Annotated in this window: 17 protein-coding genes; 14 read left to right on the forward strand and 3 right to left on the reverse strand. The window is 66.9% G+C overall.

Annotated elements, in window-relative coordinates:
• Positions 1 to 141: 141 nt before the first annotated feature.
• From ACSQ3Y_RS05790 to ACSQ3Y_RS05855, 14 genes are all read left to right on the forward strand, one after another.
• Positions 142 to 1242, forward strand: coding sequence for an MraY family glycosyltransferase (locus tag ACSQ3Y_RS05790; protein WP_057200068.1), 1101 nt, complete (start codon positions 142 to 144; stop codon positions 1240 to 1242).
• 164 nt (positions 1243 to 1406) lie between these two features.
• A complete protein-coding gene (gene argB / locus ACSQ3Y_RS05795) occupies positions 1407 to 2297 on the forward strand; it encodes an acetylglutamate kinase (protein WP_057200069.1) in 891 nt (296 codons plus the stop codon).
• Positions 2298 to 2313: 16 nt separating this feature from the next.
• On the forward strand, positions 2314 to 3006 hold the full coding sequence (locus ACSQ3Y_RS05800) for a response regulator transcription factor (protein WP_057200070.1): 693 nt from the start codon (positions 2314 to 2316) through the stop codon (positions 3004 to 3006).
• A 69-nt stretch (positions 3007 to 3075) separates the two neighbouring features.
• Complete coding sequence (locus ACSQ3Y_RS05805; RefSeq protein WP_436180089.1) at positions 3076 to 4527, forward strand: ATP-binding protein; 1452 nt, start codon at positions 3076 to 3078, stop codon at positions 4525 to 4527.
• Between the two features lie 178 nt (positions 4528 to 4705).
• Entirely contained in the window at positions 4706 to 5374 is a 669-nt protein-coding gene (gene slmA / locus ACSQ3Y_RS05810; protein ID WP_436176701.1) for a nucleoid occlusion factor SlmA, read from the forward strand.
• Positions 5375 to 5510: 136 nt separating this feature from the next.
• The gene (locus ACSQ3Y_RS05815) at positions 5511 to 6245 is read left to right on the forward strand and encodes a TetR/AcrR family transcriptional regulator (RefSeq protein WP_436176702.1); all 735 of its coding nucleotides are present in this window, start codon (positions 5511 to 5513) and stop codon (positions 6243 to 6245) included.
• A gap of 5 nt (positions 6246 to 6250) precedes the next feature.
• Positions 6251 to 8047: an acyl-CoA dehydrogenase C-terminal domain-containing protein gene (locus ACSQ3Y_RS05820; RefSeq protein ID WP_436176703.1), complete on the forward strand. Its 1797-nt coding sequence runs from the start codon at positions 6251 to 6253 to the stop codon at positions 8045 to 8047.
• 47 nt (positions 8048 to 8094) lie between these two features.
• The gene (locus ACSQ3Y_RS05825) at positions 8095 to 8535 is read left to right on the forward strand and encodes a DUF2147 domain-containing protein (RefSeq protein ID WP_436176704.1); all 441 of its coding nucleotides are present in this window, start codon (positions 8095 to 8097) and stop codon (positions 8533 to 8535) included.
• 90 nt (positions 8536 to 8625) lie between these two features.
• Positions 8626 to 11046 (forward strand): 3-hydroxyacyl-CoA dehydrogenase NAD-binding domain-containing protein, encoded by a 2421-nt coding sequence (locus ACSQ3Y_RS05830; protein WP_436176705.1) that lies wholly within the window; start codon positions 8626 to 8628, stop codon positions 11044 to 11046.
• A 12-nt stretch (positions 11047 to 11058) separates the two neighbouring features.
• On the forward strand, positions 11059 to 11574 hold the full coding sequence (locus ACSQ3Y_RS05835; RefSeq protein WP_436176706.1) for a DUF4442 domain-containing protein: 516 nt from the start codon (positions 11059 to 11061) through the stop codon (positions 11572 to 11574).
• A 15-nt stretch (positions 11575 to 11589) separates the two neighbouring features.
• Positions 11590 to 12789, forward strand: a complete 1200-nt coding sequence (locus ACSQ3Y_RS05840) for an acetyl-CoA C-acyltransferase (protein WP_428002555.1) — start codon at positions 11590 to 11592, stop codon at positions 12787 to 12789.
• A 206-nt stretch (positions 12790 to 12995) separates the two neighbouring features.
• Complete coding sequence (locus ACSQ3Y_RS05845) at positions 12996 to 13883, forward strand: alpha/beta hydrolase family protein (protein WP_436176707.1); 888 nt, start codon at positions 12996 to 12998, stop codon at positions 13881 to 13883.
• A 27-nt stretch (positions 13884 to 13910) separates the two neighbouring features.
• Positions 13911 to 14792: an acyl-CoA thioesterase gene (locus ACSQ3Y_RS05850; RefSeq protein WP_436176708.1), complete on the forward strand. Its 882-nt coding sequence runs from the start codon at positions 13911 to 13913 to the stop codon at positions 14790 to 14792.
• 89 nt (positions 14793 to 14881) lie between these two features.
• Positions 14882 to 15658, forward strand: a complete 777-nt coding sequence (locus ACSQ3Y_RS05855; RefSeq protein WP_436176709.1) for an enoyl-CoA hydratase — start codon at positions 14882 to 14884, stop codon at positions 15656 to 15658.
• 787 nt (positions 15659 to 16445) lie between these two features.
• Here ACSQ3Y_RS05855 and ACSQ3Y_RS05860 read toward each other — a convergent pair.
• From ACSQ3Y_RS05860 to ACSQ3Y_RS05870, 3 genes are all read right to left on the reverse strand, one after another.
• Positions 16446 to 18611, reverse strand: a complete 2166-nt coding sequence (locus ACSQ3Y_RS05860) for a 3-hydroxyacyl-CoA dehydrogenase NAD-binding domain-containing protein (protein WP_436180090.1) — start codon at positions 18609 to 18611, stop codon at positions 16446 to 16448.
• Positions 18612 to 18634: 23 nt separating this feature from the next.
• On the reverse strand, positions 18635 to 19840 hold the full coding sequence (locus ACSQ3Y_RS05865) for an acetyl-CoA C-acetyltransferase (RefSeq protein ID WP_436176710.1): 1206 nt from the start codon (positions 19838 to 19840) through the stop codon (positions 18635 to 18637).
• A gap of 142 nt (positions 19841 to 19982) precedes the next feature.
• Positions 19983 to 20606 (reverse strand): outer membrane beta-barrel protein, encoded by a 624-nt coding sequence (locus ACSQ3Y_RS05870; RefSeq protein ID WP_436176711.1) that lies wholly within the window; start codon positions 20604 to 20606, stop codon positions 19983 to 19985.
• Positions 20607 to 20853 lie beyond the last annotated feature (247 nt).

Here is a 20853-nt window from a genome sequence, read left to right on the forward strand (position 1 = left end):
CGAGGTTCCTCGCGGCGTGCCTCATCCGAAGCGAGACGCATTTCTATTGTCTGGTGCCCGGACGGATTGTGTGACCGGCGGCACGCCGGGGTACATGAGGTTACGCAACGACACGGTCCCTGCAGTTACGATTGGCGCCTCATGATCTGGTTGTCTGTGGTGGGTTTTCTGGTGGCGGCGATGGCTGCAGGGTTCGTCGTACGCTGGGTGCGGGGTCATGCATCTGCGTATGGCAATGGCATGCCCCAGCGTTTCCACATGGGGGACGTACCGCGCCTGGGGGGCGCAGCCTTGCTGCTGGGCCTGGCAAGCGCCTGGGGCCTGGGCATGCTGCAGTCTTTCCTGGGGGACCCCGGTTCCCTGCGGCTCGGTTGGTGGGTTGGCAGCTGGTTGCTGGTGCTCTTGCCTGCCGTGCTCGGCGGCATTGCCGAGGACATGACCCAGCGGCTGGCCGTGCGCTACCGCCTGGCGCTGACCGGCGCCTCGGGGCTCCTGGCCATCTTCCTGCTGGATCTTTCCGTTCCCCGCATCGGTTTGCCCTGGGTTGACATGCTGCTATCGGCCTGCCCCTGGCTGGGCCTGGCCATCGTGGTGCTGGCCGTGGCGGGCCTGCCCCATGCCTTCAACATCATCGACGGTTACAACGGCCTGGCCGGCATGGTCGCCATCATCGTCTGCCTGGCCCTGGCGCACGTGGCCCTGCAGGTCGGGGACCGCTCCCTGGCGGCGCTACTGGTCACAACCGCCGCCGCCACAGGGGGCTTCCTGGTGTGGAACTACCCGCGAGGCATGCTGTTTGCCGGCGATGGCGGGGCCTATGTATGGGGCGTCGTCATTGCCCTGGCCAGTATCTCCCTGGTACAGCGCAATGCCGATGTCTCTCCCTGGTTCCCCATGCTGCTCTTGATCTACCCGGTTTGGGAGACCGTGTTCTCGATCTACCGCAAGGCGGTTCGCGGCGTTTCGCCCGGGGTGGCCGACGCCCTGCATTTCCACCAACTGATCTACCGGCGCATCGTGCGCGGGGTGTTCCACGACGACGAGTCGCGCCGCGTGCTCATGCGCAACAACCGCACCTCGCCCTATCTGTGGGGCTTCACGCTGCTCACCGTGGTGCCCGCCATCCTGTTCTGGAACAACACCTTGGTGCTGATGGGTTTCTGCTGGCTTTTCGTCATCAGCTACGTGGTGGCCTATCTGGCCATCGTGCGCTTCAAGGTACCTGACTGGCTGCGTAGATAGCCGGCTGGCCCCTGAGACGCTTCGCGTCTTCCCCGGGGGCTTTGCAAGGGGTGTGGCATGGGCCGCGCCAGTTCCTTGGACGGCGCGCAGGCACTGCTTGCCAGACCGGCCCGCGAATGCGGCACAATTTGCGCATCCTCGTTTTCTCTTGATGGCACGCCCCCATGACCGATCTTCTCTCGATTGCGCCCCGCGACAAGGCTGAAATACTGGCCCAGGCGCTGCCCTATATCCGCAAGTTCCATGGCAAGACCATTGTCATCAAGTACGGCGGCAACGCCATGACCGACCCGGCCCTGCAGGCCGACTTCGCCGAAGACGTGGTGCTGCTCAAGCTCGTGGGCATGAACCCTGTGGTGGTCCACGGTGGCGGTCCCCAGATCGAGACGGCCCTGAACCGCCTGGGCAAGAAGGGCGAGTTCATCCAGGGCATGCGCGTGACCGATGCCGAAACCATGGAAGTGGTGGAGTGGGTGCTGGCCGGCGAAGTACAGCAGGACATCGTGGGCCTGATCAACCAGGCCGGCGGCAAGGCCGTAGGCCTCACCGGGCGCGATGGCGGCATGATCCGCGCGCAAAAGCTCAAGCTGCTCGATACCAAGGACCCGAGCATCGAGCACGACGTGGGCCAGGTGGGCGACATCCTCTCCATCGACCCCAGCGTGGTCAAGGCACTGCAGGACGATGCCTTCATCCCCGTGATCAGCCCCATCGGCTTCGGCGAAAACAACGAGAGCTACAACATCAATGCCGACGTGGTCGCCAGCAAGCTGGCCACCGTGCTCCAGGCCGAGAAGCTGATGCTCCTGACCAACACCCCCGGTGTGCTGGACAAGCAGGGCAAGCTGCTCACCGACCTGACAGCGCGCGAGATCGACGCACTGTTTGCCGACGGCACCATCTCCGGCGGCATGCTGCCCAAGATCGCCGGCGCATTGGACGCAGCCAAGGCCGGCGTGCACGCCGTGCACATCATCGACGGCCGCGTACCCCATGCCATGCTGCTTGAGATCCTGACCGACCAGGCCTACGGCACGATGATCCGCAGCCATTGATGGTCCTGGTGACGGAATGAGACTGCTGCTGGTCGAAGACGACGTGATGGTGGCCAGCGGCATCAAGCTGGGGCTGTCTGACGCCGGCTACGCGGTGGACTGGGTTGGCAGCGGCGAGCGCGCCGAAGAGGTGCTGCGCGTCGAATCCTTCGATGCGGCCATCATCGACATCGGCCTGCCCGCCATGGACGGGCTCGAGCTCACGCGGCGCCTGCGCCGCCCGGACATGGCCAGCCCTTCGATGCCCGTGCTCATCCTCACTGCGCGCGATGCCCTGCATGATCGGGTGCAGGGGCTGGATCTGGGGGCCGATGACTACATGGTCAAGCCCTTCGAACTGCCCGAGCTGCTGGCGCGGCTGCGCGCCCTGCTGCGCCGCTCGCAGGCTGCCACCACCGCCGTGCTCAGCTTCGGGCCCCTGGAGCTCGATACGGCAGGCCGGCGCGCCAGCATCCGCTCCGATACCGGTGAGCAGGTGATCGAACTCGGTCCGCGCGAATGGACGGTGCTGGAGTACCTGCTCATCAATGCGCCCAAGCCCGCCAGCAAGGACAAGCTGCTGCAGGCGCTCACCGGCTGGGACAAGGAGATCACGCCCAACGCGGTCGAGGTGTATGTCTCCCGCCTGCGTGGCAAGCTGGAGCCGCATGGCGTGGCCCTGCGCTCCATCCGGGGGTTCGGTTACCGGCTCGAACTCCAGGCCGGCTGAACCCCTTCTTTCACAGCCCCGACCATGGAACCCCGGCTCCCTCCTGCGCGTCGGCCCGGGCTGCGTGCCATGACCTCGGACCTGCGCAACCGCTTGCTGCTGCTGCTGGTGCTGCCCCTGTGCGTGCTGGCGACCATTGGCGTCTGGCTGGACTACCGCTCGGCGGACGAGGCCGCCGGCCAGCACGACCAGCGCCTGCTGCGCCTGTTGCCCGCCCTGTCCGATTCGGTGCTGGCCCCGGCCATTCGCGACAACGATCCGCCCCTGCTGCTGCTCGCCCCGCCGCTGGAGGACTTTCTGCGCCAAAACGCGGGCTTCTCGGGCTACAGCGTGCGCGACCCTGCGGGCAAGCTGCTGCTGGGCGACGACTGGGTGCACAGCGCCGTGCCCACCACCCAGGCGCCCGAGTTCCACAGCATGGAGTACGGCGGCGTGACCTACCGCGTTGCCGTGCAGCGCGGGCGCACGGGGGCCGGCGAGATGGTGGTGGCCCTGGCCGATGGTTCCGACCCGCGCCAGCAGTGGGCACAGCAACTGCTGCTGCGCGTGCTGCTGCCCAACCTGGTGCTGGTGGCCGCCGCCGCGCTGGCCATCCACTGGGCCGTGCGCCAGGCCTTCAAGCCGCTGGTGGACCTGGCCGAAGCCGTGGAGCACCGCTCGCCGCGCGACCTGAGCCCCATCGACGAAGCCTCCTCGCCGTCCGAGGTGCGGCCACTCGTGCACTCGCTCAACCGCCTGTTCGCCCTGGTCAATGCCCAGGCCGAAGGGCAGCGCCGCTTCGTGGCCGACGCCGCACACCAGTTGCGCACGCCGCTTGCGGGCCTGCAGGCCCAGGTCGAGGCCTGGGCCATGATGGCCAAGGCAGCTGCGCCCCAGCGCCAGCCATCGACCGGCCTGGACAAGAAGGGCCCGGTGTCCACCGACGGCCGGACCCAGGGCGCCATCGTGCTGGGCGTGGACCAGATCGAGAAGCTGCGCAATGCCACGCGCCGCACCTCGCAGCTGGCGCACCAGTTGCTCGCCCTTTCGCGCGCCGATGCGCGCAGTCTCGATGCCCAGCAGCCGCAGCGCGTGGACCTCAAGGACCTGTGCGAGACCCTGCTCGAAACCTTTCTCGACCCCGCCACCGGCAAGGGCCTGGACCTGGGCCTGGAGGTGCAACCGGTGCATGCCACCGGTCACGGCTGGCTGCTGCGCGAGTTGCTGTCGAACCTGGTGGACAACGCCATCAAGTACACCCCGCCCTCGGGCATCGTCACCATCCGCTGTGGCATGCGCCAGGGCAAGAGCGGGCCGCCGCGTGTCTTTCTGCAGGTGGAAGACGACGGCCCCGGCGTACCCGATGCCGAGCGCACCCGGGTGATGCAGCGTTTTTACCGGGTGCCGGGCACGGTGGGGGAGGGCACGGGTCTGGGCCTGGCGATTGCCGACGAGATTGCCCGCGTACACCGCGCCTCGCTGACCCTGAGCACCGGCGCGCAGGGCCGTGGCCTGGTGGTGACTGTGGTGTTTCCGCTCTAGCGGGGCTGCTTGCCTGGGGCTCCCCAGGGGCTGTGCGAGAATCATTTCCACACATGATTTACGCCCTGCCGCAGACTGGGCATGCTGTTACCCCGGCATGCGTTCCAGGTGGTGGGGACCACAGGCCCCAGGGCTCTGGGGCTGCCAGCCCCGGGGCGTACTCACTTCCTCTTTGCGCATGTCCGATCTTTTCACGCCTCCCGAGCCAGCCAGCACCGCCGATGCAGGGGACAGCCCTGCCACGCGCAAGCGGCCCAAGCCCGGCGAGCGCCGGGTGCAGATCCTGCAAATGCTGGCCACCATGCTGGAGCAGCCAGGGGCGGAGCGCATCACCACCGCAGCACTGGCGGCACGGCTGTCCGTCAGCGAAGCCGCGCTGTACCGCCATTTCGCCAGCAAGGCGCAGATGTTCGAGGGGCTGATCGACTTCATCGAGCAGTCCGTGTTCACACTCGTGCAGCAGATCACGGGTCGCGACGTGCCCGATCCGGACCAGCCGGCCGAAGTGGGCCTGCGCCAGACGGCCCGCATCGTCGCGGTGATTTTGCAGTTCGGCGAGCGCAATCCGGGCATGGTGCGTGTGATGGTGGGCGATGCGCTGGTGTTCGAGCACGAGCGCCTGCAGCAGCGCATGAACCAGTTCTTCGACCGCATCGAGTCCACGCTGCGCCAGTGCCTGCGGCCGGCCAGCGCAGCATCCGCCACGCCCACCGTCGATGCCCAGGTGGCCGCCAGCGTGCTCACCGCATTTGCGCTGGGGCGCCTGCAGCGCTATGCACGCTCGGGCTTTCGCCGCATGCCCACCGAACACCTCGACGCCAGCCTGGCGCTGATGATCCAGAAGTAAGCGCCATTGGCGCAGCACCCGCCGGTCGCTGCGGTGCAACAGAGTTTTGGTGCGGTCTCCCTATTTTTGGAGAGGCTTTTGGCGGTGGAGCGAATTTGCTGCAGAATAGTACGAACGTTCGTTTTTATTTGCACGCATGCCCGCCACCTCCGACTCTCCTGCGGTCACCCGCATCCCCCGCGCTCGCAGCGGTACGGGGCGCGCCCTGCAAAAAGGCCAGCATACCAAGGCGGTCATCGTCGAGGCCGCGCTGGGTCTGGCCACGCACATCGGGCTTGAAGGGCTGTCGATTGGCGCCCTTGCCGACGTGACGGGCATGAGCAAGTCGGGCGTGTTCGCCCACTTCGGCTCGCGCGAGGAGCTGCAGATCTCCGTCATCCGCGAATACCACACGCGCTTTGAGCAGGAAGTGTTCTACCCCGCCATGTCGGCGCCGCGCGGCGTGGCGCGCCTGAGTGCATTGTTCGACAACTGGATGAAGCGCACCTCGATCGAGATCGATTCGGGCTGCATCTACATCAGCGGTGCAGTCGAGTTCGATGACCGCAACGGCCCCGTGCGCGACGCGCTGGCCAGCTCGGTCCTCACCTGGCTGGCCGCCATGCGCCGGGCCATCGAACAGTGCAAGGAGTGCGGCGAGCTGCGCCCTGACACCAATGAAGAGCAGATGCTCTTCGAGATCCACGGCCTGATCCTCGCGCTGCACTACGAGGCGCGCTTTCTGCGAACCCCCGGCTCCATGGCGCGCTCCGTCACGGGCTTTCGCAACATCCTGGCGCGCTACAGCGCGCAGGCATCCGCACCTGTGGCCGCAGCACCCGCTGCGGCACGCCGCAAAGTTTCCAACCAAACCACCATATCCAAGGAGTAACCCCCATGCCCAGCTATACGCCGCCCCTGCGCGACATGCAATTCGTCATGCACGAAGTGCTCAAGGTCAGCGACGAACTGAAGGCCCTGCCGGCCCATGCCGAAGTGGATGTGGACACCATCAATGCCGTGATCGAAGAAGCCGGCAAGTTCGCTGCCGAGGTCATCTTCCCGCTCAACATCAGCGGTGACACCGAAGGCTGCGTGCTGGACAAGGCCACGCATGAGGTGAAGACCCCTACGGGCTTCAAGGACGCCTACGCCAAGTACGTCGAAGGCGGCTGGGCAGCCCTCTCCTGCGACCCCGCCTACGGCGGCCAGGGACTGCCTTTCGTGCTCAACCAGTGCCTGTACGAGATGATGAACTCGGCCAACCAGGCCTGGACCATGTACCCCGGCCTGTCGCACGGCGCCTATGAGGCACTGCACGCGCACGGCACCGACGCGCAAAAGGCCCTGTACCTGCCCAAGCTCACCAGCGGCGAGTGGACCGGCACCATGTGCCTGACCGAACCCCACTGCGGTACCGACCTGGGCCTGCTGCGCACCAAGGCCGAACCCCTGGCAGACGGCAGCTACAAGATCACCGGCAACAAGATCTTCATCTCGGCCGGCGAGCACGACATGGCCGCCAACATCGTCCACCTGGTGCTGGCACGCCTGCCCGATGCGCCCAAGGGCAGCAAGGGCATCAGCCTGTTCGTGGTGCCCAAGTTCAACATCAATGCCGATGGCTCGCTGGGCGAGCGCAACCCGATCTTCTGCACCGGCCTGGAGCACAAGATGGGCATCCACGGCAACGCCACGGCGCAGATCGCCATCGACGGCGCCATCGGCACCCTGGTGGGCCAGCCCAACAAGGGCCTGGCCGCCATGTTCGTGATGATGAACGCCGCCCGCCTGGGCGTGGGCAACCAGTCGCTGGGCCTGACCGAAGTGGCCTACCAGAACGCCCTGGCCTATGCCAAGGACCGCATCCAGATGCGCAGCCTGTCGGGCACCAAGGCCAAGGACAAGGACGCCGACCCGATCATCGTGCACCCCGACGTGCGCAAGATGCTGCTCACGGCCAAGGCCTATGCCGAAGGCGGCCGCGCGCTGCAGATCTTCTGCACGCTGTTGCTGGACAAGGCCCACGGCCACGCCGACGAAAAAGTGCGCAAGGACTCCGAGGAACTCGTGGCCCTGCTCACGCCCATCGTCAAGGCCTTCATCACCGACAATGGCCACATCGCCACCAACGCCTGCATGCAGGTCTTCGGCGGCCATGGCTTCATCAAGGAATGGGGCATGGAGCAGTACGTGCGCGACAACCGCATCAACATGATCTATGAAGGCACCAACACCATCCAGTCGCTGGACCTGCTGGGCCGCAAGATCCTGGGCAACAACGGCGCCTCGCTCAAGAAGTTCGGCAAGTTGGTGGGCAAGCTGGTCGAAGAAGAAGGCGTGAACGAGAAGATGGCCGAATTCATCAACCCCGTCGCCTACCTGGCCGACCAGATGACCAAGTTCACCACTGAGATCGGCTTCAAGGGCCTGCAGAACCCCGACGAAGTGGGCGCCGCCGCCGTGGACTACCTGCGCGTGGCCGGCCACCTGGTGTTCGGCTACCTGTTCGCCCGCATGGCCCAGGTCGCCCTGCGTGAGATCGCTGCCGGCAACACCGACCCGTTCTACCAGGCCAAGCTGCAGACAGCACGCTTTTACTTCGCCAAGCTCTTCCCCGAGACGGCGACGTTGATGCGCACGGCCCGCGCCGGCAGCAAGGTGCTGATGGACACCGACCTGGCCCTGGCCTGAGTCGCTGGCCTGCGGATCCCGACCCCTTGAACCACGGAGCAGCGTCCATGTACAAAGCAGCAACAGCCGCCCTTGCGTTCGTCGCCCTCGCGGCACCGGCCTGGGCGCAGATGACGCCCGAAGGCCTGTGGCGCAACATCGACGACAAGACCGGCGAGGCCAAGGCCGAGATCCGCATCCGCGACGCGGGTGGCGGTGCCCTGACCGGCGTGCTCGAAAAGCGCCTGGCCAAGGACGCCAAGCCCGACGAGGTGTGCGCGGAGTGCAGCGACGACCGCAAGGGCAAGCCGCTGCTGGGCCTGGAGCTGATTCGCGGCGCGAAGAAGGCCGACGGCAAGGACGTGTGGGAGGGCGGCAAGATTCTCGACCCCGAGAACGGCCGCAACTACACGCTGCGCATGGCACCCATCGAGGGCGGCAAGAAGCTCGAGGTGCGCGGCTCCGTCGGCCCCTTCGGCCGCACGCAGACCTGGGTGCGGGTCCAGTAAGCAAAGAAAGACAACCGCACGCACCGGCCCCCGCCGGCGTGTGCAACAACGGAGGCGCCACGACGCTGCCGCCCTCCAGGAGAAATACCGATGTCAAGATTCCAAGTGAAGAAAGTCGCCGTGCTGGGCGCAGGCGTGATGGGCGCGCAAATCGCTGCGCACCTGGTCAACGTCAAGGTGCCCGTGGTGCTGTTCGACCTGCCGGCCAAGGAAGGCCCGAAGAACGGCATCGTCACCCGTGCCGTCGAAGGCCTCAAGAAGCTCAAGCCCTCGCCCCTGGGCGTGGCGGACGATGCTTCGCTGATCGGCCAGGCCAACTACGAAGAGCACCTGGAGCAATTGCGCGACTGCGACCTCATCATCGAGGCCATCGCCGAGCGCATGGACTGGAAGCTCGACCTGTACAAGAAGATCGCGCCTTTCGTCGCACCGCATGCCATCGTGGCATCGAACACCTCGGGCCTGTCGATCACCAAGCTTTCCGAGGCCCTGCCCGAAAGCATCAAGCCACGCTTTTGCGGCATCCACTTCTTCAACCCGCCGCGCTACATGGTGCTGGTGGAGCTGATCAACACGCCCACGACCTCGCCCGAAGTGCTCGACCAGCTCGAAGCCTTCGTCACCAGCGGCCTGGGCAAGGGCGTGGTGCGCGCCCACGACACCCCCAACTTCGTGGCCAATCGCGTGGGCATTGCCGGCATGCTGGCGACCATGAAAGAAGTCGAGAACTTCGGCCTGACCTACGACGTGGTGGACGACCTCACGGGCAAGAAGCTCGGCCGCGCGTCGAGCGGCACCTTCCGCACCGCTGACGTGGTGGGCCTCGACACCATGGCCCACGTCATCAAGACGCTGCAGGACAACCTGGACGACAAGAGCGACCCGTTCTACGCCAGCTTCGGCACGCCCGCCGTGCTCAAGAAGCTGCTCGAACTGGGCAACCTGGGCCAGAAGGCCAAGGCCGGCTTCTACAAGAAGGTCGGGCGCGATGTGCTGCGCTTTGACCTGGAGAGCGAAGAGTACGTGCCCGGCGGCCAGAAGGCCGACGAGGTGTACGGCCGCATGCTCAGGAAGCCCGCCGCCGAGCGCCTGCGCCTGCTGCGCAACGCCGAGGGCGCACAGGGCCAGTTCCTTTGGGCCATCCTGCGCAACAGCTTCCATTACGCCGCCGTGCACCTTGGCACCATCGCCGACAATGCGCGCGACGTAGACCAGGCCATGCGCTGGGGCTTCGGCATGAAGCAGGGCCCCTTCGAGCTCTGGCAGGAAGCCGGCTGGCTCGACGTGGCGAAGATGATCCAGGAGGACATCGACGCCGGCAAGGCCCTGTCCAAGGCGCCGTTGCCCGAGTGGGTATTCAAGGGCCCCGTGGCCGAGGCCGGTGGCGTGCACACCGCGCAAGGTTCGTGGAGCGCATCGGCGCAGAAGTTCATCGCGCGCCGCGCGCTGCCCGTGTACGAGCGCCAGCACTTCCCCGAGAAGCTGCTCGGTGAGGCGCTGCCCGATTTCGCCACCGCCGGCACCACGCTGCACGAGGACGATGCCATCCGCCTGTGGACGCTGGAAGGCGCTGACCGGGCCCCTGGCACCGGCATCGTCATCGCCAGCATCAAGACCAAGATGCATGCCATCGGCCCCGACGTGGCCGAAGGCCTGGCCCAGGCCGTGGACATCGCCGAGAAGGACTACGAAGGCGTGGTGATCTGGTCGGGCGACGAACCCTTCAGCGCCGGTGCCGACCTGCAGGCCATGCTGCCCGCCTTCATGGTGGCCGGCGTGAGCGCCATCGAAGGGGCCGAAGCCGAGCTGCAGAACACCATGCTGCGCATCCGCTATGCCAACGTGCCGGTGGTCGCTGCCGTGCGCGGCCTGGCACTGGGCGGTGGCTGCGAGCTGGCCGTGCACTCGGCCCGCCGCGTGGTGCATATGGAGAGCTACATCGGCCTGGTCGAAGTCGGCGTGGGTCTGGTGCCGGGTGCCGGCGGCCTGACCTACATTGCCCGCCGCGCGGCCGAGAACGCCGCCACCTCCACGGGCAAGGACATCCTGCCTTTCCTGACCGAAGGCTTCACCGCTGCGGCCATGGCCAAGGTGGGCACCAGCGCGCTTGAGTCGCGCAAGCTCGGCTACCTGCTTGACAGCGACGTGATCGTGCCGCACAAGGATGAGCTGCTGTTCGTGGCCATCAACGAGGCCAAGTCCCTGGCCAAGGGCGGCTGGCGTGCGCCCGCCAAGCGCTTGTTCCCGGTGGCGGGCCGCAGCGGCATCGCCACCATCAAGGGCTCGCTGGTCAACATGCGCGACGGTGGCTTCATCAGCCCGCACGACTTCCACATCGCCAGCCTGATCGCCGAAGTGGTCTGCGGCGGCGACGTGGATGCCGGCACCCTGGTGAGCGAGGAGTACCTGATGACGCTGGAGCGCAAGGCGTTCTGCGCGCTCATCGAGCACCCCAAGACGCAGGAGCGCATCCTCGGGATGCTGTCCACCGGCAAGCCCGTGCGCAACTGACCGGCCGCCTCCATGAACGACGCTACCCGCCCCCCGAACAAGCTGCAGCGCTCGCTGATGCGGCTGGACGAAGCCCCGGCCTTCATGCGCGGCTTCGTGCAGAACATCATCCTGCGCCGCGCCGTGCCCTTCACGGGCACGGCCGGGGTGAAGTTCGTGTCGCTCACGCCCGAGCGGGTCGAGGTGCACCTGGCCAACGACCACCGGGTGCAGAACCACATCGGTGGCGTGCACGCCTCGGCCATGAACCTGCTGGCCGAGACGGCCACCGGCATGGTCGTGGGCATGAACGTGCGCGACGACTGCATCCCGCTGGCCAAGGAGCTCAGCATGGCCTTTCGCAAGCGCGCCACGGGCGGCCTCAAGGCCGTGGCCGTGCTCAGCGCCGAGCAGCGCGCCGCCATGCAGGCCAGTGACAAGGGCGAGGTCCAGGTCACCGTCACCGTGACCGATGAGGCCGGCGCCGAGCCGGTCGAATGTGCATTTACCTGGGCCTGGATTCCCTCCAGCCGCCCAGCCAAGAATTGAAGGAGTTTCACCACCATGGCCAAACAAGTCCAGGAAGCCTACATCGTTGCTGCCACGCGCACGCCCATCGGGCGTTCGCACCGCGGCTTCTTCCGCAACACCCGGCCTGACGACCTGCTGGCGACCACGCTCAATGCAGCGCTGGCCGCAGTGCCCGGCCTTGATCCCAAGGCCATCGAGGACATCATCTGCGGCTGCGCGATCCCCGAAGCCCAGCAGGGCCTGAACGTGGCGCGCATCGGCGCCGTGTTGGCCGGCCTGCCCACCAGCGTGGGTGGCATCACCGTCAACCGCTTTTGCGCATCGGGCCTGTCGGCCGTGCAGATGGCGGCCGACCGCATCCGCGTCGGCGAGGCCGACGTGATGATCGCCGCCGGTGTGGAAAGCATGAGCATGGTGCCCATGATGGGCAACTCGCCCTCGCTGTCGCCCTCGATCTTCGAGCGCGAAGGCGATGTGGGCATTGCCTACGGCATGGGCCTCACGGCTGAGAAGGTGGCCCAGCAGTGGAAGGTCAGCCGCGACGCGCAGGACGAGTTTGCGCTGCAGTCGCACTTGAAGGCCCTGGCCGCGCAGAAGGCGGGCTACTTCGCCGACGAAATCACGCCCATCGAAGTGACCGACCGCACGGCCAACCTCGAAACCGGCGAGTCGATTGCCAAGAGCCGCACCGTGAGCCTGGACGAGGGCGCCCGCCCCGACACCACCCTCGAAGGCCTGGCCAAGCTCAAGACGGTGTTCGCCGCGCGCGGCTCCGTCACGGCCGGCAACAGCTCGCAGACCAGCGATGGCGCCGGTGCGCTGATCCTGGCCAGCGAGGCCGCCGTGAAGCGCTTCGGCCTGACGCCGCTGGCGCGCTTCGTGAGCTATGCCGCCAAGGGCGTGCCGCCGCACATCATGGGCATCGGCCCGATCGAGGCGATCCCTGCGGCGCTGCGCTACGCCGGCCTCAAGCACGAGGACATCGACTGGTTCGAACTGAACGAAGCCTTTGCGGCGCAGTCGCTGGCGGTGATGAACACGCTGGGGCTCGATGCATCGAAGGTCAACCCGATGGGGGGCGCCATTGCGCTGGGGCATCCGCTGGGGGCGACGGGGGCGATCCGCTCGGCCACGGTGGTGCATGCGCTCAAGCGCAACAAGCTCAAGTACGGCATGGTCACGATGTGCGTAGGCATGGGCCAGGGAGCCGCCGGCATCTTCGAATCCGTTTGATGGTTGGCTGGCTACCGAGCGGGCGATCTGCGTCGTTGGGCGGTGCTCGCCATCCTCACGTACCTCAAGTACGTTCCGGTGGCTCCGCTCCGTCCGCCTAGCAGCTCATCCCGCTCGCTACGCCCTTGAGGGCGGGGTTTGAAGAGCGCGTTGTTTGAAGTGTTTTCCATTGAACCGGCGCAGATCGGTCTTCACAGGAGACAGGCATGGACAAGCAGACTTTGCAGGTGGATGGTGGCGTGCCCTTGGCACTGCGCGTGTACGAGCCCGAGGGTGGCACCAGTGCCGCTCGCGCCAGCGTCGTCATTGGCGGGGCCATGGGGGTGCGGCAGGCGTTCTACGAGGCGTTTGCGCGCTGGCTGGCGCAGCAGGGGTTTCGGGTTACCACGTTCGACTACCGGGGGCATGGGGACTCGCTGCAGGGCCCTATGCGGGCCGTGAAGGCGGATCTGTTCGATTGGGCGCAGGACTACGAGGCCGTGATTTCGGCCGCCAAGGCGGCGCTGCCGGCGTCGCCGCTGTACCTGCTGGGCCACAGCCTGGGTGCGCAGTTGCCAGGGCTGCTGCGCAACCCGGGGCAGGTCGATGGGCTGCTCAGCGTCGCTGCGGGCAGCGGCTACTGGCGCGACAACGCGCCGCAGCTCAAGCGCATCGTTCCATATTTCTGGTGGGTGCTGGTGCCGCTGGCCACGCGGCTGTGCGGTTATTTTCCGGGGCGCACGCTCAAGAAGGTGGGCGACCTGCCGGCTGGCGTGATCCTGCAGTGGCGCCGCTGGTGCCTGAACCCGGCCTACAGCGTGGGGGCCGAAGGGGCTGCGGTGGCGCAGAGCTATGGGGCCGTGCGCTTTCCGGTGCTGGCGCTGTCGATGAGCGACGACGAGCTCATGACGCTGCGCGGCACGCACAACCTGGTGAACCTGTATGCCAACACCGAGCGCCGGGTGGAGAGCATCACCCCTGCGGACCTGCAGGTGCGCCGCATCGGGCATTTCGGTTTCTTTCGCGACCAGTTCAGCAGCAGCCTGTGGCCGCGCGCCGCGGCGGCCTTGCTGGCCGGGCTGGGCGCGGCCGCAGTCACCGGCACGACGGTGTAGTCCCGTAATTCGCGGCACACTCAGCGCATGACCAGCACCAAGACCCCGCACGTCAGCGACGACGCTTCGGCAACACCCGCCGACCAACACCGCCACCCGCTCGACGAAGCGCTTCAGCTGTCCACCAGCGGTGATGCCCCGGGGCAGTACCAGGGTCAAACCCACCCCGGTTACTGGAACATGGTCGGTCCGTTTGGCGGCATCACGGCGGCCAGCCTGCTCAAGTCCATCCTGCTGCACCCGGACCGGCTGGGCGATCCCCTGTCGCTCACGGTCAACTACGCGGGGGCCCTGGTGGAGGGCGCCTTCACCATCCAGGCCGTGCCCGTGCGCACCAACCGCTCCACCCAGCACTGGACACTGTCCATCCTGCAGGCCGATGCCGAAGGTGCGCTGGTGGTCACCACCACCGGCACGGCGGTGACGGCCGTGCGCCGCGAGACCTGGAGCGTGGGCGATCTGCCCATGCCCGAGGTGACGCCGCCCGGCGAGCTGGCGCCCATTGCCCGGCAAGGGGTGGAGTGGATCAACCGCTATGAAATGCGCCCGTTGAAAGGTCCCATCCCCAACACCTGGGATGGCAGCGGAGACCACAGCACCACGCAGTTGTGGATGCGCGATGCGCCACCACGGCCGCTGGATTTTCTGTCGCTCGCCGCCCTGGCCGATGTGTTCTACCCGCGCGTCTGGCTGCGCCGCGCACGCCGCGTGCCGGCGGGCACGGTGTCCATCACCGTGTATTTCCACGCCAGTGCGGAGCAATTGCAAGCCACCGGCACCGGCCACCTTTTGGGCCAGGCGCGCGGCCAGGAGTTCCGCAACGGCTTCTTCGACCAGACCGCCCAGTTGTGGAACGAGGCCGGCACCATGCTGGCCACGAGCCACCAGATCGTTTACTACAAGGAATGATGGATGCAAGGCGGGCAGGGGGCGTTAGCATCCTGCGCCCGCATCCGTCCTTCGATGCCCCATTCATCCCAAACCCCGAGATTCCCGCCATGACTGCATCCACCCAAGACATCCTCGTCCACACCGAAGCCGGTGTCACCACCATCACCTTCAACCGGGTGGACAAGAAAAACTCCATCACCACCGCCATGTACGCGGCCATGGCCGATGCACTGGTTGCTGCCGAAGCGGACGCTGCTGTGCGCGTGGTGGTGTTCCAGGGCGATGTGGCGATCTTCAGCGCGGGCAACGACATCGGCGACTTCTTGCAGCAGCCACCGGCCACGCAGGATTCGCCGGTGTTCCGCTTCCTTCACGGCATTGCCGCGTTTCCCAAGCCCGTCATCGCATCCGTCTGCGGCCCGGCGGTGGGCATCGGCACGACCATGCTGTTCCATTGCGACCTGGTCTACGCGGGTGACAACGCGGCGTTCTCCATGCCCTTCGTGAACCTGGGCCTGTGCCCCGAGGCGGCGTCGAGTCTGCTGGTGCCGCAGATGATGGGGTACCACCGTGCCGCAGAGGCCTTGCTGCTGGGCGAGCCCTTCATGGCCGAGGCTGCTCTGGAAGTGGGGCTGGTGAACCGCGTGGTGCCGCCGACGGAGTGCAATGGCATCGCGCAGGCGCAGGCGAAGAAGCTGGCTGCCAAGCCCTTGTCTGCGTTGATCGAGACCAAGCGGTTGATGAAGAAGGGGCAGATTCAGCCGGTGTTGGAGCGCATGGCGGAAGAGGGCGCGAGCTTTGGGCGCATGCTGCGCGAGCCTGCTGCGCGGGAGGCGTTTTCGGCGTTCATGGAAAAGCGCAAGCCTGACTTCAGCAAGGCCTGATGTTGTGATGGTGGTTGCTTCTGCGCTTTTCTGAGGGCGGAGGCCGGGTCTCGGCCCGGCGGCCGAGGTACCTTTCTTTGAGTCGCCAAAGAAAGGTACCCCAAAGAAAGGCGACCCCGCTGCCCGTGTCCCCACTCGCCCGGTGGGCGAGTGGGGCAGCCTGCGATGCTCGGTCCTGGGGTGCTCCGCGGAACTCGCTGCGTTCTCCCTTCGGGCGAACTCCGCTCGGACAACCGCGGTGAGTCAGTTCACGAGGCGCGTGTCCTTCGGCACGCGCTCACCCCAGGCCCTGCGCTTCTCGGCACGGTCAGAAGGGGGTGGGAACGGGCTCCATACGGGCCATTGCTTCGCTCGGCTTGTGGTCCTTCGCTGCGCTCGGCTCGCCAGGGCGATCGCCCAACATGTCGGCAGCGCACAGCGCGAACCGACACCCGGCGCCGCTGCGCAGCAGCAGCCGAGTGGTACCCGCTCCCCACCCCTGCTGGCTGCGCCGAGAAGCGCAGGAGCTGGGGTGGGCGTGTGTGCCGAAGGACACACACGCTTCGTGAACTGACTTGCCGCAGCTGTTTGAGCGGAGTTCGAAGAACGCAGCGAGTTCTGCGGCACCACCCCAGATCCGAGCATCGCAGGTTGCCCCCATCGCCCGACAGGGCGATGGGGGACGCAGACTGGGGGTCGCCTTTTCTTGGCCCACCTTCTTTTGGCGACGCAAAAGAAGGTGGGTGCGCCGCCGGGCGCACACCCCGGCCTCCGCCCTCAGCAAAGGCAAGCGGCTGGAAAACGACACTCAATACCGAGGCTGAAACCGCTCAATGGCCGAGCGCGCCGCAGCATCCAGCGCAAACCCAGGCCCGAACCGCTGCGCCAACTCATCCGCCCGCGCAAGGAAAACTTCGATCCCGGTTCCATAGATGAACTGCATCGCCCCCCCAGTCCACGCCGGAAACCCGATCCCGAAGATCGACCCGATGTTCGCATCGTGCACACTCGTGAGCACCCCCTCCGCCAGGCACCGCGCCGTCTCCACCGCCTGCCGGTAGAGCAACCGATCCTGGATCTCCTGCACGCCCAGAACCTCGGAATCTGCAGCAGGCGCCTTCTCGAACAGCGAACGCAGCTGAGGCCACAACTGCTTGCGACCGCCCGCAGGGTAGTCATAGAACCCGCCCCCACCCGCACGGCCAGGGCGCTTCAGCTCCTTGACCATGCGCTCCACCAGCAACTCCCCGGCCGTGGCCTGGTAGCTGCGGCCTTCCGTTGCGTAGTCCGCGCGCGTCTGGTCGAGCACATGCACGCTCAAGGTCAGCGCCGTCTCGTCCAGCACGGCCAGCGGCCCCACCGGCATGCCGGCCTGCATCGCCGCGTTCTCGATCAGCGCGGCGGGTACGCCCTCGCCGAGCAGGGCCGCGCCCTCCATCACGTAGGTGCCGAAGGTGCGGCTGGTATAGAAGCCACGCGAGTCGTTGACCACGATGGGCACCTTGCCCAGGGCCTGCACGTAGTCGAACGCACGCGCCACGGTCTCGTCGTCGGTTTCCTGGCCGCGGATGATCTCCACCAGCTTCATCTTATCCACAGGGCTGAAGAAGTGGATGCCCACGAACTTCGCGGGCCGGCGGCTGGCCTGCGCCAAACCCGTGATGGGCAGGGTGGAGGTGTTGCTGGCGAAGAAGCCACCTTCTGCCAGTTGCGGTTCGGCCTCGCGCGTCACGTTCGCCTTGAGATCACGGCTTTCGAACACGGCCTCGATCACCAGGTCGCAACCGGCCAGGTCAGCGGCATCGGCGGTAGAGGTGATCTTGTCGAGCAGCGCCTGCTGGGCCGTGGCCTCCATGCGGCCCTTGTCCACGCGCGCCTGCGAGAGCTTGGCGCTGTAGGCCTTGCCGGCGTCGGCCTTCTCCTGCGTGACATCCTTGAGCACCGTGGCAATGCCCCGGCTGGCCTGGGCCCAGGCGATGCCGGCACCCATCATGCCGGCGCCCAGGATGCCGACCTTCTGCGGCTTGTAGCGCGGGGATTGGCCGGGGCGCGACTGGCCGCTCTTGATCGCGTTCATGTCGAAGAAGAACGTGTTGATCATGTTGCGCGCGACCGGCCCGGTCATCAGGCGCGCGAGGTAGCGGCTTTCGATGCGCAGCGCGGTGTCGTAGTCGACGATGGCGCCTTCGACCATGGTGGCCAGGATGGCCTCGGGCGCCGGGTAGCGGCCGCGCGTGGTCTTTTTGAGCATGGCGGGCGCCACGCTCAGCGCTGCAGCCACCTTGGGGTTGGCGGGCGTGCCGCCGGGCATCCTGTGGTTCTTGTCGTCCCATGGCTGCACAGAATGCGGGTGCGTGGCGATGCGTGCCAGCGCGCCGGGCAGCAATTGCTCGGGCGTGGCCACCAACTCGTGCACCAACTGCAGCTCCAGCGCCTCGCGCGGGTTGAAGAGCTTGCCTTCGAGCAGGTAGGGCTGCGCACCCATCAAGCCGAGCATGCGCGTCATCTTGGTGATGCCCGTGGCGCCCGGCATCAGCCCCAAAGTCACCTCGGGCAGGCCGAACTGGATGCGCTGGTTGTCCACCGCGATGCGGTAGTGCCCCACCAGCGCCACCTCCCAGCCGCCGCCCAGGGCCGCACCGTTGAGGCAGCTGACCACCGGGATGCCCAGGGTCTCCAGCGTGCGAAAGTGCTGCTTCATGCGCTCGATGTCGCCGAAGGCCGTGGGTGCATCGGCCGGCGTGAGGCGCATGGTGGCCTTGAGGTCGGCACCCGCGAAGAAGCTGGTCTTGGCCGACGCCAGCACCACCCCCTTGAGCTGGGCGCGGTCGGCCAGCACACGCGCGGTGGCCTCGCCCAGGTCGGCCTGCCACTGGCGGCACATGGTGTTGACGCTGGAGTCCGGTTCGTCGAAGGTGATGAGCGCCACCTTGCCGTCGGCGGCGTCGAGGAGTTCGTAGCGGATGGTCTGCATGGTGTTCTCCGTCGTCATCGTCATCACACGCGCTCCACGATGGTGGCAATGCCCATGCCGCCGCCCACGCACAGGGTGGCCAGGCCATAGCGCAATTGCCGGCGGTGCAACTCGTCGATCAGCGTGCCCAGGATCATGGCGCCCGTGGCCCCCAGCGGGTGCCCCAGGGCGATGGCGCCGCCGTTGACGTTGACCTTCTCGTGCGGCACGCCCAGCTCGCGCATGAAGCGCATGGGCACGGCCGCAAAGGCCTCGTTGACCTCGAACAGGTCGATCTGGTCGATGGTCATGCCGGCGCGTGCCAGCGCCTTGCGCGCGGCGGGCATGGGGCCGGTGAGCATGATGGTCGGGTCGGCGCCGCTGAGCGCCGTGGCCACGATGCGCGCCCGGGGAGTGAGGCCGTGGGCCGCTGCTGCGGCCTCATTGCCGATCAGCACGGCCGCCGCGCCATCGACGATGCCCGAGGCATTGCCTGCATGGTGCACATGGTGGATGCGCTCCACCTCGGGGTAGCGCTGCAGCGCCACGGCATCGAAGCCCATGCCGCCCAACTGCTCGAACGAGGGCTTGAGCGCCGCCAGCCCCTCCAGCGTGGTCTGGGGCTTGATGAACTCGTCTTCCTCCAGGATGGGCAGGCCCAGGAAGTCCTGGACGGGCACCACGGATTGCTTGAAGTACCCTGCTGCACGGGCGGCGGCGGCGCGGCGCTGGGATTCGACGGCATAGGCATCGACGTCGGAGCGCGTGAAACCGTCGAGCGTGGCGATCAGGTCCGCGCCGATGCCCTGGGGCACGAACAGGGTGGCCGAGTTGGTGTCGGGGTCCTGCGCCCAGGCGCCGCCGTCCGAGCCGATGGGCACGCGGCTCATGCTCTCCACGCCGCCGGCCACCACCAAGTCTTCCCAGCCCGAGCGCACCTTTTGTGCCGCCAGATTCACGGCCTCCAGTCCAGACGCGCAAAAGCGGTTGACCTGCAGGCCCGAAGCGCGAAAGTCCCAACCCGCCTTGAGTGCTGCTACCTTGGGCAAAACCGAGCCTTGTTCGCCCACGGGTGAAACGATGCCCATCACGATGTCGTCCACCGCAGCGGTATCGAAGCGGTGGCGGCGGTGCAGCTCGGCCAGCAGGCCGGTGAGCAGGCTGATGGGCTTGACCTCGTGCAGGCTGCCGTCCTTTTTGCCCTTGCCCCGCGGCGTGCGGATGGCATCGAACACATAGGCTTGTGTCATGGCGTGTCTCCAGTTGTCGCCGCAGTATAGGGCGGGACAGCTTTATACAGATCACCCGCTTTGTATAAATGGTGACAGCTGGAGAACGCAGGGGGACGACAGCCGCTGCTGGGGCGGAGCGCGGCGCCCGGTGTGCCGGGGTTCAGAACTTGTAGCGCACGCCCACGGTGGCCATGTCGGCGGGGGCGGTGTCGTCCGAGAAGCGCAGGCGATGGCGCTCCCATTCCAGCACGGCGGCAATGTTCGGTGTGAAGCCCCAACTGGCGCCGACGCCGTAGGACAGGCCCATGCCGCTGTTCTTGCCGGCGCGCAGGCCGTACACGGGCTGCGCGGAAGTGGAGGTCCGGCTGTAGGTGGTGCCGGCCTTGGCGAACAGCTCCAGGCGCTCGCCGATCGGTGCGCGCCCCACCAGGCTCAGGTTGATGCCCTGGGCCTTGGTGCGGCCGTCCAGCCGGTAAGCGCGGCCGAAATCGAGGTAGCCGACCTCGACCCCGATATTGCGGTGGAAGTACCCGCCGGCGCTGAGCTTCCAGGCCGTGTCGGTGTCATCGTAGGCCAGGCCTGCGGGCCCCGTCGCCAGGTCGTACTGGGAACGCCCGCCCGACAGGCCGATATAGCCGGACTGGGTGAAGGGCAGCACCGAGCGCGAGGACATCGGCGCATCGGCTGGCGCCTGCGCGCGGGCCATGCCGCACACCACGCCGAAGAGGGCGCCGCTGATGGCGGCAATGAGCCAAGGGGAAGTGCTGCGCCGTACATGTCTCATGGAAGTCTCCTGGAAAGAGGACACCGTTCTCGGCGCCCGCACGCGCAGGGCGCCTCACTTCCCAATTTATGCGGCCCATCTGTAACAGCAAGTGGGATTTGGTAAGCGGAGTTTGTAGGACTTGGCCTGCAGGGAACTGCGCTGCCAACGCGCTATCCTGTTGTCTTCCGGGCCGGGCCTGCAGGGGACGCGCTGCCGACATTGGCGGATCGTGCCGTACCCTGTGGACACTGGCTGCTTTCTGATC

The organism is Acidovorax sp. LjRoot66, assembly GCF_964253305.1.
Taxonomy (GTDB): Bacteria; Pseudomonadota; Gammaproteobacteria; order Burkholderiales; family Burkholderiaceae_C; genus Acidovorax.

Coding starts and splice junctions, on each gene's coding strand:
- ACSQ3Y_RS05790 (WP_057200068.1), top strand. CDS start 142: ATGATCTGGTTGTCTGTGGTGGGTTTTCTGGTGGCGGCGATGGCTGCA.
- argB (WP_057200069.1), top strand. CDS start 1,407: ATGACCGATCTTCTCTCGATTGCGCCCCGCGACAAGGCTGAAATACTG.
- ACSQ3Y_RS05800 (WP_057200070.1), top strand. CDS start 2,314: ATGAGACTGCTGCTGGTCGAAGACGACGTGATGGTGGCCAGCGGCATC.
- ACSQ3Y_RS05805 (WP_436180089.1), top strand. CDS start 3,076: ATGACCTCGGACCTGCGCAACCGCTTGCTGCTGCTGCTGGTGCTGCCC.
- slmA (WP_436176701.1), top strand. CDS start 4,706: ATGTCCGATCTTTTCACGCCTCCCGAGCCAGCCAGCACCGCCGATGCA.
- ACSQ3Y_RS05815 (WP_436176702.1), top strand. CDS start 5,511: ATGCCCGCCACCTCCGACTCTCCTGCGGTCACCCGCATCCCCCGCGCT.
- ACSQ3Y_RS05820 (WP_436176703.1), top strand. CDS start 6,251: ATGCCCAGCTATACGCCGCCCCTGCGCGACATGCAATTCGTCATGCAC.
- ACSQ3Y_RS05825 (WP_436176704.1), top strand. CDS start 8,095: ATGTACAAAGCAGCAACAGCCGCCCTTGCGTTCGTCGCCCTCGCGGCA.
- ACSQ3Y_RS05830 (WP_436176705.1), top strand. CDS start 8,626: ATGTCAAGATTCCAAGTGAAGAAAGTCGCCGTGCTGGGCGCAGGCGTG.
- ACSQ3Y_RS05835 (WP_436176706.1), top strand. CDS start 11,059: ATGAACGACGCTACCCGCCCCCCGAACAAGCTGCAGCGCTCGCTGATG.
- ACSQ3Y_RS05840 (WP_428002555.1), top strand. CDS start 11,590: ATGGCCAAACAAGTCCAGGAAGCCTACATCGTTGCTGCCACGCGCACG.
- ACSQ3Y_RS05845 (WP_436176707.1), top strand. CDS start 12,996: ATGGACAAGCAGACTTTGCAGGTGGATGGTGGCGTGCCCTTGGCACTG.
- ACSQ3Y_RS05850 (WP_436176708.1), top strand. CDS start 13,911: ATGACCAGCACCAAGACCCCGCACGTCAGCGACGACGCTTCGGCAACA.
- ACSQ3Y_RS05855 (WP_436176709.1), top strand. CDS start 14,882: ATGACTGCATCCACCCAAGACATCCTCGTCCACACCGAAGCCGGTGTC.
- ACSQ3Y_RS05860 (WP_436180090.1), bottom strand. CDS start 18,611: ATGCAGACCATCCGCTACGAACTCCTCGACGCCGCCGACGGCAAGGTG.
- ACSQ3Y_RS05865 (WP_436176710.1), bottom strand. CDS start 19,840: ATGACACAAGCCTATGTGTTCGATGCCATCCGCACGCCGCGGGGCAAG.
- ACSQ3Y_RS05870 (WP_436176711.1), bottom strand. CDS start 20,606: ATGAGACATGTACGGCGCAGCACTTCCCCTTGGCTCATTGCCGCCATC.